This is a genomic window from Streptosporangium sp. G12, assembly GCF_052983175.1.
Window position 1 is genome coordinate 46,126 of sequence record NZ_JBRIQO010000030.1, and the last position, 12,842, is coordinate 58,967.

At 69.4% G+C, this 12,842-nt stretch carries 13 protein-coding genes; 4 read left to right on the forward strand and 9 right to left on the reverse strand.

Going from position 1 to position 12,842, the window contains the following annotated elements:
• The 8 genes from ACVCAG_RS37005 to ACVCAG_RS37040 all read right to left on the reverse strand — a co-directional run bounded on the left by ACVCAG_RS37005 (window position 1) and on the right by ACVCAG_RS37040 (window position 9,303).
• Window positions 1-1,068, reverse strand: coding sequence for a multicopper oxidase domain-containing protein (locus ACVCAG_RS37005; protein WP_440086917.1), 1,068 nt, complete (start codon window positions 1,066-1,068; stop codon window positions 1-3).
• 474 nt (window positions 1,069-1,542) lie between these two features.
• Window positions 1,543-2,220, reverse strand: a complete 678-nt coding sequence (locus ACVCAG_RS37010) for a sulfotransferase domain-containing protein (RefSeq protein ID WP_440086918.1) — start codon at window positions 2,218-2,220, stop codon at window positions 1,543-1,545.
• Window positions 2,221-2,628: 408 nt separating this feature from the next.
• The gene (locus ACVCAG_RS37015) at window positions 2,629-3,576 is read right to left on the reverse strand and encodes a sigma-70 family RNA polymerase sigma factor (RefSeq protein WP_362680216.1); all 948 of its coding nucleotides are present in this window, start codon (window positions 3,574-3,576) and stop codon (window positions 2,629-2,631) included.
• 210 nt (window positions 3,577-3,786) lie between these two features.
• Window positions 3,787-4,959, reverse strand: coding sequence for an imidazolonepropionase (gene hutI, locus ACVCAG_RS37020; RefSeq protein WP_440086919.1), 1,173 nt, complete (start codon window positions 4,957-4,959; stop codon window positions 3,787-3,789).
• A complete protein-coding gene (locus ACVCAG_RS37025; protein ID WP_440086920.1) occupies window positions 4,956-6,317 on the reverse strand; it encodes a formimidoylglutamate deiminase in 1,362 nt (453 codons plus the stop codon). Before ACVCAG_RS37025 ends, hutI begins: the two co-directional genes overlap by 4 nt.
• Window positions 6,305-7,468, reverse strand: coding sequence for an allantoate amidohydrolase (locus tag ACVCAG_RS37030; protein ID WP_447191270.1), 1,164 nt, complete (start codon window positions 7,466-7,468; stop codon window positions 6,305-6,307). Before ACVCAG_RS37030 ends, ACVCAG_RS37025 begins: the two co-directional genes overlap by 13 nt.
• 130 nt (window positions 7,469-7,598) lie before the next feature.
• Window positions 7,599-8,285, reverse strand: a complete 687-nt coding sequence (locus ACVCAG_RS37035) for an SDR family oxidoreductase (RefSeq protein ID WP_440086921.1) — start codon at window positions 8,283-8,285, stop codon at window positions 7,599-7,601.
• Between the two features lie 277 nt (window positions 8,286-8,562).
• Complete coding sequence (locus ACVCAG_RS37040) at window positions 8,563-9,303, reverse strand: NAD(P)H-binding protein (RefSeq protein ID WP_440086922.1); 741 nt, start codon at window positions 9,301-9,303, stop codon at window positions 8,563-8,565.
• Between the two features lie 94 nt (window positions 9,304-9,397).
• Between ACVCAG_RS37040 and ACVCAG_RS37045 the strand changes: the two genes are divergently transcribed.
• Window positions 9,398-9,871: an RrF2 family transcriptional regulator gene (locus ACVCAG_RS37045; RefSeq protein ID WP_447191254.1), complete on the forward strand. Its 474-nt coding sequence runs from the start codon at window positions 9,398-9,400 to the stop codon at window positions 9,869-9,871.
• A gap of 155 nt (window positions 9,872-10,026) precedes the next feature.
• Here the strand turns inward: ACVCAG_RS37045 and ACVCAG_RS37050 are convergent, their stop codons facing one another.
• Complete coding sequence (locus ACVCAG_RS37050) at window positions 10,027-10,371, reverse strand: hypothetical protein (RefSeq protein WP_447191255.1); 345 nt, start codon at window positions 10,369-10,371, stop codon at window positions 10,027-10,029.
• Window positions 10,372-10,409: 38 nt separating this feature from the next.
• Between ACVCAG_RS37050 and ACVCAG_RS37055 the strand changes: the two genes are divergently transcribed.
• The 3 genes from ACVCAG_RS37055 (at window position 10,410) to ACVCAG_RS37065 (ending at window position 12,800) form a co-directional block, all read left to right on the forward strand.
• The gene (locus ACVCAG_RS37055) at window positions 10,410-10,940 is read left to right on the forward strand and encodes a helix-turn-helix transcriptional regulator (RefSeq protein ID WP_440086926.1); all 531 of its coding nucleotides are present in this window, start codon (window positions 10,410-10,412) and stop codon (window positions 10,938-10,940) included.
• 131 nt (window positions 10,941-11,071) lie between these two features.
• Window positions 11,072-12,031, forward strand: a complete 960-nt coding sequence (locus ACVCAG_RS37060; RefSeq protein WP_440086928.1) for an ATP-binding cassette domain-containing protein — start codon at window positions 11,072-11,074, stop codon at window positions 12,029-12,031.
• Between the two features lie 19 nt (window positions 12,032-12,050).
• A complete protein-coding gene (locus tag ACVCAG_RS37065) occupies window positions 12,051-12,800 on the forward strand; it encodes an ABC transporter permease (RefSeq protein ID WP_440086929.1) in 750 nt (249 codons plus the stop codon).
• The last annotated feature ends 42 nt before the right edge of the window (window positions 12,801-12,842 follow it).

Sequence of the window (12,842 nt, forward strand, 5' to 3'; positions counted from 1 at the left end):
TCACCGGTTCCTTTCGCAGCCGGTGGCAGCGGTGCCACCGCAACCGGCCTCGAAGAGGCCCATCCAGCCGAGCTCGGCGAACTCCGACTGGTGCGCGTGGAACATGAAGCGCCCTTGGCGCGGAAACGTCATCTCGAGAATTCCCCGCTGGCCCTGGCACAGCATCACGGTGTCGGTGTGCTCAGCCGGGCGCGGTGACGTGCCGGTCGGATACCAGTCGAAGAAGTTTCCATGGACGTGGAAGGAGTTGACGAGGTCGTACTCGAGGATGTTGACGAGATAGATCCTCACCAGCTCGCCGACGGTCACCTTCACCGGCTCTCCCATGTACGCGAAGGGGATGGTGTTGACCGCGTACAGCTCGTTCGAGCGATCGAAATTGGTGTCGAACCCGTTCATGACCATCACCAGTTCGTCGGCCTCGCTGCGCGAGCCCTTCGGGTCGATGACGAAGGCGCCGTACAGGCCTTTGGCGATGTGGGCGGCGAGCGGCGTCACGTGGCAGTGGTACAGATGCACGCCGAACGGCTCCGCGTCGAACTCGTACACCGTCCGCTCGCCCGGCTGGACCAGGCCGAGGCCTATTCCCGCGACCCCGTCGACCTCCGCCGCGTGCAGCCCGTGAAAGTGAAGCGTGTGCGCGTGTGCCGAGTAATTGACGAGGGTGATTCTCAGACGGTCGCCCTCATTCGCGCGAAGCGTGGGTCCGGGAATCCTGTCGTTATAGGTCCAGGCGGGGAACACGACTCCGGGAGCCACCTCGATCGGCTTCTCTCGCGCCACCAATGTCCATTCTCGAAGCGTCCTCCCACCGGACAGCGCAGACGTTCTCCCCCTGTCGAAATCACGGAGGAGCGTCGTCGGATGAAATCCGTTCTTTCCATTGTCCACCCGGGTTCCCGACCTGAAGCCGGCGTGCGCGGACCCCGCGGTTTGTGCCGGAACATGCTGGTGGTCGCCCGGATCGGGGGCCGGGATCGCCGGCCTCCCGGTCAGTTGCGCGGCGACAGCGGCCCCGACCGCGGGAGCCAATGCGGCAATTGCGCTACGTCGAGAGATGTCTGACATACGAAACACGGTAAATGGTCAAAGCTCGCGTTACAATACGCAAATTAAGTCCACGTTTGACCTAATATGCCAGAATAAGAGATTCATTGTTGACGATGATGGCGAATGTCAAGGCTCTCCGTAGTGGCCGACCCGCCACACAACCGGCCCCATGAAGACACCCTGGCCAATCTACATACCATAAATATCCGATTTAACGTGATTGTCCTACCTCGAAAGCGGCGAGGAATCCCAGCGGTGATGCCGGGCGTTTTCGAGAACGGAAAAATCGCGTGAAAGTAGCCGAAATCCCCTCAAAGCAGCTAACAAGACGTGGGACGCGGCACCACGGACCATGAGCTTTTTTCAACCTGACGGCCCTGGCTCACCTGCGCAAATCTTCGAAGAGGGCCGACTGATGATCTGAGTCGCGGTCAAGGGTGCTTCCATGAGCCTTCGGTGCCTCTATGCGCCGCAAGTGGTGAACGACAACCTTCACGCATCGCGTGAATACCCAAGCAACTCCATGGCCGTGACGTTATCGGGGCGGGACCAGAAGAGCTGGTGCAGTTCCTCTGGCAGCTCGTCCGAGTGTGTGCCTGTGTGTCCTCTCCGGAAGAAGCCGCCATCGACCCGGTGAAGCTCTGCGAAGGTGGGAACGCGGGCATCAGGCAGTGGCCGCAGGGTCGGCGCCAGCGTGGCCAGCACCTTCTCGACGGTCCGTCGCGGCTCGCGAATCAGCTCCTCGTAGCGGAGCATCACGCGATGGGGCGCGGGCGGACGTAGCCAGCTCAGTACGTTCCGGCCCCAACTGCCCGTTCCCACCTCGTCACGGCGGTCGATCATCGCGCGGAGCTCCGCCTCGACATCAGGCGCACCGGTCAGGTGGGCCCATGAGGTTATGGAGTCGCGGCCGTCTCGGACGAGACAGATCGCGCGGTCCTCTTCCCCGACACGCTGCCGGTGCGTCTTGACGAAATACAGCTTCTCGGAGGCGCGCATCTCCTCGATCGAGGCGGGACGCTCCTCGAAGCCGATCAGGTCAGGACCAAGCCGCGCGGCTACGCCGTCGACGTCGTAGACGGTGGAGGTGTACACGCCGTACAGCTGCTTGAGGACGATGCGGAGGAAGGTGTTGCCTGATCGGGGGAACGAAGCGACCCAGATGATCATGCTCTTAACGGTAACGACTTCGTACATTGCGTGCGCGTGGATTGGTCTGTTCATGGCCGCAGGCCTCCGAGGAGGCGGCCGACCGCTCCCACGCTCGGCTACGCGGACCCCCGGACGGCTTGAAAAGAGCCCGCAACCATCACGCCCGCGCAGGCCGGAGGCCTGAACCACAGGACATCACCTGAGACGGCCGTCCGGAGCACCCGCCCACCGCAGCGTGAACGGCGACGGCATCCACCACGGCGATGGAACCGGGACAGCCTGAACAGCCATGGAACCGACCAAAGCGCGAAACAACCGTGGAACCCACCAAGCGTGAGCAGCCATGGAACCGCCGCGGCGACAAGACCCACTGCAAAAGAAACCGATCCGGCACGGTCCAAACGAGACCGTGCCGAATCGTGGGAATCAGGCGGCCGTGGCCATCTTCCGCAGCCGGGCCAGGGCGTCACGCTCGATCCGGCGGGCGCGGTCGCGGCCGATGCCGTAGCGCTCGCCGACCTCGGTCAGCGTGTGCTCGCGGCCGTCCATCAGGCCGTAGCGCCAGCGGAGCATCTCGCGGGTCTGCCCCTCCAACCCGGTCAGCCACACCTCCAGGCGCTCGCGCTCCAGGATGTCCATCGCCTGCTGCTCGGGATCGGCCCACGTGTCGTCGGCGATCATGTCGCCGAGTTCGGTCTCGTCCTCGTCGCCCACGCCCAGCTGCAGGGAGACGGGGTCGGAGGCCCAGCGGCGGAGCTCACGGACCCGCTCGATGGGAAGTTCGAGCACCGTCGCCAGGTCGGCGTCGGTCGGCTCCTGGTCGAACTCGGCCAGCATGTCGCGGCGGACCCGCATCAGCCTGGTCATCTGCTCGCCCGCGTGGGTGGGCAGGCGCACCGGCCGGGCCTGCTCGTGGATGGCGCGCCCCACCGACTGCCTGATCCACCACGTGGCATATGTCGAGAACTTGTAACCGCGCCGATAGTCGAACTTCTCGACCGCGCGGACCAACCCCAGGTTTCCCTCCTGGACTAGATCGATCAGCGGCATTCCCCGCCCCGAATATTTGCGCGCGACGGCCACCACAAGACGTAGATTGGCCTGGATGAATTCATCCTTGGCCCTCCGCCCGGAAACGGCCAGTCGTTCGAGCTCCTCATCGGCCGCGTCCCCGATCCGCGGCTCCGTCAATCCACCCAACCCACCGTCCAGCAACTGCTCGGCGAAGAGACCCGCCTCGATCCGCTTGGCGAGTTCGACCTCTTCCTCCGCGGTGAGCAGGGGCACCCGTCCGATCTCTGCCAGGTAGGTCCCGAGCAGGTCTCGATCAGAGACATGCTGATCCTGCGTCCGATTCCCCGTCGGCCTTGCCATCCGATGGCACCTCGCTCCGCCTGCTTATGACGTGTCCACTCGCTCGTTTGACGCCCCGTGCGCGCAGACACATCGCTTGTCTTTTCAACGGACGTGCCAGGGCAAAGATTCCCTCAAAAAGTACGCCTGGAGAATGGTTTGGATTTCCTCCTCAAGGAGGAGGTTTCCTGACGTGCCGCCAAGGCCCGCAACTAACCCCCGCAAAGGGACTCAAACCAGGCGGCGGCCCCGCTTCCACACCTGCGTCACCAGCGGCACCCCCGGCCGGTAGGCGAGATGGACGTACGTGGGTGTGTCCAGAATCACCAGATCCCCGCTGCTTCCCACCCGCAGCGTGCCGACGTCCCCGCGTCGCAACGCCCTGGCCCCGCCGTGCGTGGCGGCCCTGATCGCCTCCAGCGGCGTCATCCCCATCTCGCGGACCGCCAGCGCCACGCAGAACGGCATGGAGGAGGTGAAGGAGGAACCCGGGTTGCAGTCGGTGGCCAGCGCGACCGTCACCCCGGCGTCCAGCAGGCGGCGGGCGTCCGGGTAGGGCGAGCGGGTGGAGAACTCCGCGCCGGGCAGCAGGGTGGCCACCACCCCCGACGACGACAGCGCCGAGACGTCGTCGTCGCTCAGGTGGGTGCAGTGGTCGGCGGAGGCCGCGCCCACCTCGGCGGCGATCCGCGCCCCCGGCCCCTCGCCCAGCTGGTTGGCGTGGATCCGCGGCAGCAGCCCCGCCTTCACCCCGGCGAGGAGGATCTCCCTGCTCTGGTCGGCGTCGAAGGCCCCGCGCTCGCAGAACACGTCGACCCACCGGGCGTGCGGCGCGCAGGCCTCCAGCATCTCCCCGGTGACGGTGCGGACGTACTCGTCGGCCGAGGAGGCGTCGGGGGGGACGACGTGCGCGCCGAGGTAGGTGGTCTCCTCGGTGAACCCCCGCGCGATCTCCAGTGACCGGCGCTCGTCGTCGACCGTGAGGCCGTAGCCGCTCTTGATCTCGACCGTGGTCGTCCCCTGGGCGAGCATCTCGGAGACCAGGGTGGCGGTGCGCGTCACGAGCTCGGCGTCGGAGGCGTCGCGGGTGGCCGACACCGTCGTACGGATGCCTCCCGCCGTGTACGGGCGGCCCGCCATGCGGGCGGCGAACTCGGCCGTGCGGTCACCCGCGAAGACGAGGTGGGCGTGACTGTCGACGAAGCCAGGGATCACGCAGCGCCCGTCCACGTCCACCCGCTCGTCGGCGCACGGAGCCGCGCCGGCGGGTCCCACCCACACCACCTCGCCGCCCTCGACGACGAGCGCCGCGTTCTCGATCTCCTCCCGCGCCGGGTCACCCGTGTAGAGCAGGCCGATGCGGTCGAAAAGGGTGCTCGTCACCGGCCGGTCCTCGCTCGTCATACCGACTTCTCCTCTCGCGCCTCGGCGATCGCCTCGGCGAGCATGGTGCCCACGTCGCCGAGGGCGTGCCTGCCGTCGACGACCACGTGGCGCCCGCCGGACACCACGGAGTGCACGTCGGCGGCCGTGGCGGCGAAGACCACGGTCTCGGCCAGGTGCGCCGGGGCGGATCCGGCCGTGCGGACCGAGTCGAGGCGCACCGACACCAGGTCCGCCCACGCGCCGGGAACGAGCATGCCCGCGCAGGCGAAGCCGAGCGAGTCGTGCCCCGCGGCCGTGGCGGCGTTCAGGAGCTCGGCGGCCGACCAGTGGCCGCGCTGCTCGGTGGCCAGCCGCTCGTCCAGCTCGACCGCGCGGGCCTCCTCGAACAGGTCGACGACCGCGTGGCTGTCCGAGCCGAGCGTGATGGGCGCGCCCGCCTCGAACAGCCTCCTGGCCGGTCCGATGCCGTCGGCGAGGTCGCGTTCGGTCGTCGGGCACATGCACACGCGCGTGCCGGAGGCGCCGAGCAGCGCGACGTCCACGTCCGACAGGTGCGTGGCGTGCACGGCGGTCGAGCGGGGGCCGAGCGCGCCGTGCGCCTCCAGCAGCTGGACCGGGGTCGCGGCGTAGGCCTCCACGCAGGCGGCGTTCTCCGCGCGCTGCTCGGAGACGTGGGCGTGCAGCGGGACTCCGTGGTGCCGGGAGAACTCGGCGACCACGGGGATCTGCTCGGCCCTGACCGCGCGGACCGAGTGCACGGCCACGCCGATCTCCACGTCCCGTTCGCCCCGGTAGCCGGCCGCGAGCGCCTCCGCCCGCGCGGCCCACCCGTCGATGTCCCTGTCGCCGAACCGCCGCTGCACACCGCTCAGCGGGGTGCCGACGCCGCCGGTCAGGTAGCAGGCGTCCAGCAGCGCGATGCGCAGCCCCGCCTCCCGCGCGGCCTGGACGAGCGCGTGTCCCATGGCGTTCGGGTCGTCGTACGGCCTGCCGTCCGGCCCGTGGTGCAGGTAGTGGAACTCTCCCACGCAGGTGATCCCGGCCAGCGCCATCTCGGCGAACGTGGCCCTGGCGAGCCTGAGGTAGGAGTCGGGGTCGAGCCTGCCCGCCAGGCCGTACATCTGCTCGCGCCAGGTCCAGAAGCTGCCCTTCTCGCGCTGCGTCACCCCGCGCAGGGCGCGGTGGAAGGCGTGGGAGTGCGCGTTGGCCAGCCCGGGGACGGTGAGCCCGGCCAGCCGGACGGCTCCGCCGGGCGGGGCCGCCACGCCGGTGACGATCTCGACGATCAGGGTGTCCTTGACCCTGACGAGTACCCCCGCGACGACCTCGCCCGGTGGCAGCCAGGCCAGCTCGCACCAGTAGCTCAGCTCCCGCACAGGTCCTCCACAACGGCGGCGAGGGCGGTGACCCCGGCATGGCAGTCGGCCCTGTCCGCGTGTTCCTCCGGAGAATGAGAGATGCCCGTTGGATTACGGACGAACACCATCGCGCTGGGCACACCCGCGGACGCCAGGATGCCCGCGTCGTGTCCGGCGCCGGTCGGCAGGACGGGCGCGCCCCCGGCTGCGGCCGCGACCCGCTCCCGCAGGACCGCGTCGAAGTCGACGACCGGGGTCCACGACTCGACGGTCACCTCGGCGCCGGAGAAGTCGATCAGCTCGTCGACCAGCGCCCTGACCGCGTTCTCGTCACCGCCCCTGGCGTCCAGCCAGGCGCTGACCAGGCCGGGGACGGCGTTGGCGTTGTTGGGCGACACGCGCGTCTTGCCGAAGGTGGCGACCACGCCGTTGCGCTCGGCGGCCTGGCGGGCGTGCAGGACGGTACGGGCGAAGGGCAGCATCGGGTCGTCGCGGTCGGCCAGGCGGGTGGTGCCCGCGTGGTTGGCCTGGCCGTGGAAGTCGAACCGCCAGCGGCCGTGCGGCCAGATGGCCGAGGCGACGCCGACCCGGGCGTCCCGGTGGACCAGGTCCTGCCCCTGCTCGACGTGGAGCTCGACGAAGACGCCGATGTACCGCAGGGTCTCCTCGTCCCGGCCCAGCCCGCCGGGGTCGCGCCCGGCCCCGCGCAGCACCTCGGCCAGCGAGTCGCCCTCGTCGTCCTTCAGGGCGCGCGCCCTGTCCGGGTCGAGGATCCCGGTCAGCAGGCGCGAGCCGACGCACGGGACGCCGAACCGGGCGCCCTCCTCGTCGGTGAAGCAGGCGATTCCCAGAGGGCGCGCGGGCCGGAAGTCCCTGGCCCGCAGCAGGTCGAGGGCGGCGAAGGCCGACACGACGCCGAGCGGGCCGTCGAAGGCGCCGCCCTGCCGCACCGAGTCGAGGTGGCTGCCGGTGACCACGCCGGGCCGGGCCGACGGGTCACCCCACCAGGCCCACAGGTTGCCGTTGCGGTCCTCCCTCAGGTCGAGGCCGCGCCTGGCGGCCTCCTGCCCGAACCATCGCCGGAGTTCCAGATCCGCGGGCGACCACGCGTCTCGCAGGTAGCCGCGGGTCCGCTCGTCACGTCCGAGGTGCTCTATGGCACCCCACATCTCGTCGAACACCCTCCCATTATGTGAATGGGTCCATTCAATGGCGAGCCCGCCGCACCCTCAACCCGGTCGCATCCTCAACCCGGTCGCATCCTCAGCCCGGTCGCGCCCTCGGCCCGCCGCACCGCTCTCAGTTCGGAGGCCCGGCGGCGGGACGGACGGTGATCTCGGTGATGTGGGCGTCGGGGGACGCGGTCAGCGCCGTCAGCGCCACCCGGGCCACCGAGTCCGGGTCGAGGTAGTTCTCCGGCTGGTAGGGGCCGCCCTCGCTGGCCCGCACCTCGCGCTGCATGTCGGTGGCGACCCGCCCCGGGTAGATCGTGGTGACCTGGAGCTCGGGCTCCTCCAGGCGGAGCCCGTCGGCGAAGGCGCGCAGCGCGTGCTTGCTGGCCGAGTAGGAGATCCAGTTCGGGTTGGCCCGCTGTCCCGCCCCGGAGTTGATCAGCACCACGTGGCCGCGCGCCGCGCGGAGCGCGGGCAGCAGCAGCCGGGTCAGCTCGGCCACCGCGATCACGTTGATCTCCATCGTGCGCCGCCACACCTCGGCCGGGGTCTCCTCGACACGTCCCAGGGTCACCACGCCCGCGCTGTGCACCAGCACGTCGAGCCGGTCGATGCCGGCGACGTCGGCCTCCGTGACGGTGGTGAGCTCCACCGGCCAGGGCCGCGCGCCGGGCAGGGCGGGGATCATCCCGGCCAGCGCCTCGGTGTCGCGGCCGCCGAGCAGCAGGTCGTGCGTGGGAGCCAGGGCGCGGGCGATCGCGGCGCCCACCCCCCTGGAGGCGCCGGTGACCAGCGCGGTGGGACGTGCGGACATAACAATCACCCTATTTCGGATAAAACTTCTTTAAGGGGCCGCGCAGATAGGCGGCCGGCAGGGACCAGCGGGCAGACAGGACAGGCACAGATTCCATGAACATGGAGTTGTGACGCTCTGCGCCATCGGGAAGACCTGTGACCACACTGTCATCATGGCCAGAGCGTGGTCGACGACGCCGCACCTTCACCGACGACCCCAGCGGTCCTTCAGGTTCTGCCGCCCTGCCGCCTGCCACGATCGCAGCAGCGCAGGGTGCCGGGTCGGGGTGACGCCATTACTGCTTTGCGAGCCACTCGTCGAAGGTGGTCGGTGCGATGCGGGCGCCCTCGCCGGGCAGGAGGACGTCGCCCGCCATCTCCGGACCGAGCGGCGATGACCACGTCGGCATGAGCTTGACCGCGTGTCCGCGCGCGTCGTTGGTGCGCCGGGCCATGTCCACCAGGTCCTGCGGCTCAGGGCCGGCGACATCGCGGTAACGCCCCTGCGGTGCGCCCGTGGCGATCTCGGTGAGGATGTCGGCCACGTCCGCGGGCGCGATCGGCTGGACGAGCAGCGGTGGGATCGCGGCGACGCCCTCCTGCTCGGTCCAGCTCGTCACCGTCGCGGCGAAGTCGTGGAACTGCGTGACGGGAACGATCGTCCACGGCACCGGGCCCTCGGTCACGAGACGCTCCTGCTCACGCTTGCCGGCGTAGTGCGCGTTGCCTTCGATACGGTCGACGCCGACGATCGAGAGCAGCACGTGGTGACGGACACCGGCCCGTTCCTCGGCGGCGAGCAGGTTCCGGGTGGTGGTGCCGAAGTATGCCACCGCGTCGTCCCGGTCGGCTGCCGTGAAGCTCGTGGCGTCGATGACGACCTCGACGCCGGTCAGGGCGGCGTCGAGGCCGTCGCCGGTGATCAGGTCCACGCCGAGTGAGCGGCTGATGCGCACGACCTCGTGCCCGGCCTGTTCCAGGACGGCGACGGTGCGGGCCCCGATGTTCCCGGTGGCTCCGGCAACGGCGATTCGCATGGTCCTCATGGTGATCTCTCCTCTGTCTCGCATGCTGCCGCCTACGCTATCTCGGACTTAAAAGATCCTCAATGTCTTAGATACTATCGGGCTTATGAAGCTGCCCGTGAGTACGGAATGGTTGTTGCACTGCGCCACGTCGCTGGCGCAGCTCGAGGTAGGGACCACCGCGTCGGCGGCACAGCTCGCCCAGTACTTCGACCTGCCGGCGGCCTATCTCGCCAAGCAGCTACAGGCACTGGTCAAGGCCGGCGTGCTGGCCGCGACGACAGGCCCGCGCGGTGGGTTCCGGCTGGCCCGGCCCGCTCGCGAGATCACGCTCCTACAGATCGTCGAGGCAGTCGACGGTGCGTCCTCGCCGTACGAGTGCCGCGAGATCCGCCAGCAGGGACGCGGAGCACTGTCCGCCGAGGAGTGCCAGAACCCCTGCATCCTCGCCGAGAAGATGGCCGAAGCCCACGAAGCCTGGCGGAACAGCCTCGCCACGACCTCACTCGCTGAGATCATCGCCACACTGCCCCCCTCGGCCCCACCCCGTACCCGCCTGCGCCTGACCGGAACGTCGTAGCGCATCCGCCGCTGCGACAGCCGGGCGCGGAATCGGCCCCACAGCGGCTCGGCCAGTCATGGTGGCAGCGCAGGCACAGGTCTCCCCGATGGTCACAGAGCGTCACAACTCCATGTTCATGGAACCCGTGCCTGTCCTGTCCGTCCGCTGGTCGCCTATACGCGCGGTCTCCAATCCGGGCGGAACATCTCCGGCCCGGGACGCTCCAGCGTCACCGCGAGAACATTCTCACGCGGATAACCGGCGTCGTCCGGCCGGACCCTGACCGCGCCGGCCGCCGCCTCCGCGATCACGCATCGGTACCACTCCCCGTCCTCCAGGAACCACCAGGGCCGCATCAGCACCTCCAGCCCGGACCGGTGGACCACCTCCAGCGCCGCCTCCTCCGAGGAGGGCTCCCCCATCGGGTAACCGAACACGGTCAGGGGCTCCCAGCCCTCGCCCGCCGGGCGGATGAAGCCCACGAGGGCGCCGTCGTCGTCACGTCTGATCTCTCGCACGGTTGACACCATACTCAAACTTGAATACAAATTTGAATATGTCCTCCACCCGGATCCTGCTGCTCGGCGTGCTGCTCGACGGCCCGCTGCACGGCTACGAGGTACGGCGCCGCCTCGAACTCTGGGGCGCCGACAACTGGGCCAACGTGGCCTACGGCTCGATCTACCACGGCCTGGCCAAGATGGCCGACGAGGGACTGCTGGAGATCGTCGAGCAGGGCAGGGGAGGCAAGACGGTCTACGGCGTCACCGAGGCGGGGCGGGCCGACTTCCACCAGCAGCTGATGAACAGCTGGTGGTTCGTGAAGCCGATCGTCGACCCCTTCCAGGTCGCCCTCACCTTCATGGACCGCCTCCCCCCCGCCGACCTGGTCAACGCCATGGAGGCGAGGGCCGAGCAGCTGCGGGCCTCCATCTCGATGATGCGGCGCGCGCTGGGCGGCAAGCAGGGCTACGGAGCCCCCCGGCACATCGACGAGTGCCTCCAGCTCAACATCCGCCAGTTCCAGGCGCAGCTCGACTGGATCGAGGCGTCCGTCGCCGACGTCAGGGCCGGAAAGCTGCCCTGAGATCCGCCCCGGCCCGGCCCGCGCGCCGGGACGCCGGTCCCCCGAAAGCCTGCGGACGCTCGCCGGGCGGGAAATCCGGTTGAGCCCCCGCCGTTCCCCGAATCTTTCCGTACCCCCTACGACGGAGAATCATGATCATCGAAGCGCACGACCTGCGCAAGACCTTCACCACCAGGCGCGGCCGGGACAGCCCCCGGGAGGTCGAGGCCGTCAAAGGCGTCGATCTCTCCGTCGCCGAGGGCGAGATCTTCGCCTTCCTCGGCCCGAACGGCGCGGGAAAGACCACCACGATCCGGATGCTCGCCACCCTCGTCGCCCCGACCTCCGGCACCGCCCGGGTGGCGGGCCACGACGTGGTCACCGAGGCGGCCAGGGTGCGGGAGAAGATCGGTTACGTCGGCCAGGGCGGCGGAGTGGACGAGAACTCCCCCGGCCGCGAGGGCCTGATCCTCGCCGCCAGGATCGGCGGCATGTCCCGCGCGCGGGCGAAGGCGCGCAGCGAGGAGTTGCTGGCCGCGTTCGACCTGGCCGAGCTGGCCGACCGTCCCGTACGGACGCTGTCGGGCGGCCAGAAGCGCAGGTTCGCCCTCGCCGTCGGTCTGGTCAACCACCCGCCGCTGTTCTTCCTCGACGAGCCCACCACCGGCCTCGACCCGCAGAACCGCGCCAACCTGTGGGACGAGGTGCGCTCCCTGCGCGAGCGGGGCACCAGCGTGCTGCTGACCACCCACTACCTGGAGGAGGCCGACGCGCTCTGCGACCGGCTGGTCATCATCGACCACGGCCGCGTCGTCGCGGAGGGCACCCCCGCCGAGCTCAAGAAGGAGGTCGCGGGCGACGTCGTCACGCTCCGCCTCGACCGGGCCGGCGAGGCGCGGGCGCTCCTCGACGCCGAGCCGTACGTCAGGGAGGTCCGCGAGGAGGAGGACGTCCTGCGCGCCTACCTCGACGACGGGGAGCACAACCTGCCCGCCCTGCTCCGCGCCCTGGAGGCCGGAGGGCTGCCGATCCGGTCGATCTCCCTGGACCGGGCCACGCTCGACGACGTGTTCCTGCGCCACACCGGCCGTTCCCTGCGCGACGCGAACTGAACGACGACAAGGACCTCCCGTGCTCCGACACACGATGTTGTTCCTGGGCTACGAGCTCAGGGCCACCCTGCGCAACCCCGTCTGGCCGCTGTTCGGCCTGATGCAGCCCGTCCTGTACCTGCTCCTCTTCGCGCCGCTGGTGGCCAACACCACCGCGGGCGGCACCATGGGCGACACGCTGCGGATGTTCACGCCCGGCGTGATGATGATGATCGCCCTGTTCGGCTCGCTCTTCGTGGGCTTCGGCATGATCAACGAGATCCGCAACGGCTACCTGGAACGGCTCGCGGTCAGCGCCGTATGGCGACCCGCGATCGTGCTGGGCCGCACCCTGCGCGACATGATCGTGCTGGTCGTCCAGGCCCTGCTGGTGATCGCGCTGGCCACTCTGATGGGCATGCGGGCCAGCCTGCCGGGGCTGGCGCTCATGCTGGTGCTGATGGCCGCCACCGGGCTGCTCGCCTCCGGCCTGTCGTACGGCATGGCACTGGCGCTGCGCGACGAGAACGGCATGTCGCAGATCATGCAGTTCTTCGCGATGCCGCTGATCCTGCTCACCGGCATCATGCTGCCCATGTCACTGGCCCCCGACTGGATGCGGGCGGTCGCGCAGTTCAACCCGCTCTACCACGCGGTCGAGGCCGGCCGGGCGCTGTTCGACGGCGACTTCTCCGACGGCTCGATCCCGCTGGCCTTCGGCCTCATCCTGGTCCTGTCCGCGGTCAGCCTGCGCTGGTCGGTCGGCTCGATGAGGCGGCTCGCCGGATAGGCCCGGCCCGATCCCGCGACGGCGCCTCCCACGGAGCGCGGC

What these genes read in the sequence shown, in the direction of transcription:
- ACVCAG_RS37005 (WP_440086917.1), bottom strand. Translation starts at nt 1,068, where the DNA reads ATGTCAGACATCTCTCGACGTAGCGCAATTGCCGCATTGGCTCCCGCG.
- ACVCAG_RS37010 (WP_440086918.1), bottom strand. Translation starts at nt 2,220, where the DNA reads ATGATCATCTGGGTCGCTTCGTTCCCCCGATCAGGCAACACCTTCCTC.
- ACVCAG_RS37015 (WP_362680216.1), bottom strand. Translation starts at nt 3,576, where the DNA reads ATGGCAAGGCCGACGGGGAATCGGACGCAGGATCAGCATGTCTCTGAT.
- hutI (WP_440086919.1), bottom strand. Translation starts at nt 4,959, where the DNA reads ATGACGAGCGAGGACCGGCCGGTGACGAGCACCCTTTTCGACCGCATC.
- ACVCAG_RS37030 (WP_447191270.1), bottom strand. Translation starts at nt 7,468, where the DNA reads ATGTGGGGTGCCATAGAGCACCTCGGACGTGACGAGCGGACCCGCGGC.
- ACVCAG_RS37035 (WP_440086921.1), bottom strand. Translation starts at nt 8,285, where the DNA reads ATGTCCGCACGTCCCACCGCGCTGGTCACCGGCGCCTCCAGGGGGGTG.
- ACVCAG_RS37040 (WP_440086922.1), bottom strand. Translation starts at nt 9,303, where the DNA reads ATGCGAATCGCCGTTGCCGGAGCCACCGGGAACATCGGGGCCCGCACC.
- ACVCAG_RS37045 (WP_447191254.1), top strand. Translation starts at nt 9,398, where the DNA reads ATGAAGCTGCCCGTGAGTACGGAATGGTTGTTGCACTGCGCCACGTCG.
- ACVCAG_RS37055 (WP_440086926.1), top strand. Translation starts at nt 10,410, where the DNA reads ATGTCCTCCACCCGGATCCTGCTGCTCGGCGTGCTGCTCGACGGCCCG.
- ACVCAG_RS37060 (WP_440086928.1), top strand. Translation starts at nt 11,072, where the DNA reads ATGATCATCGAAGCGCACGACCTGCGCAAGACCTTCACCACCAGGCGC.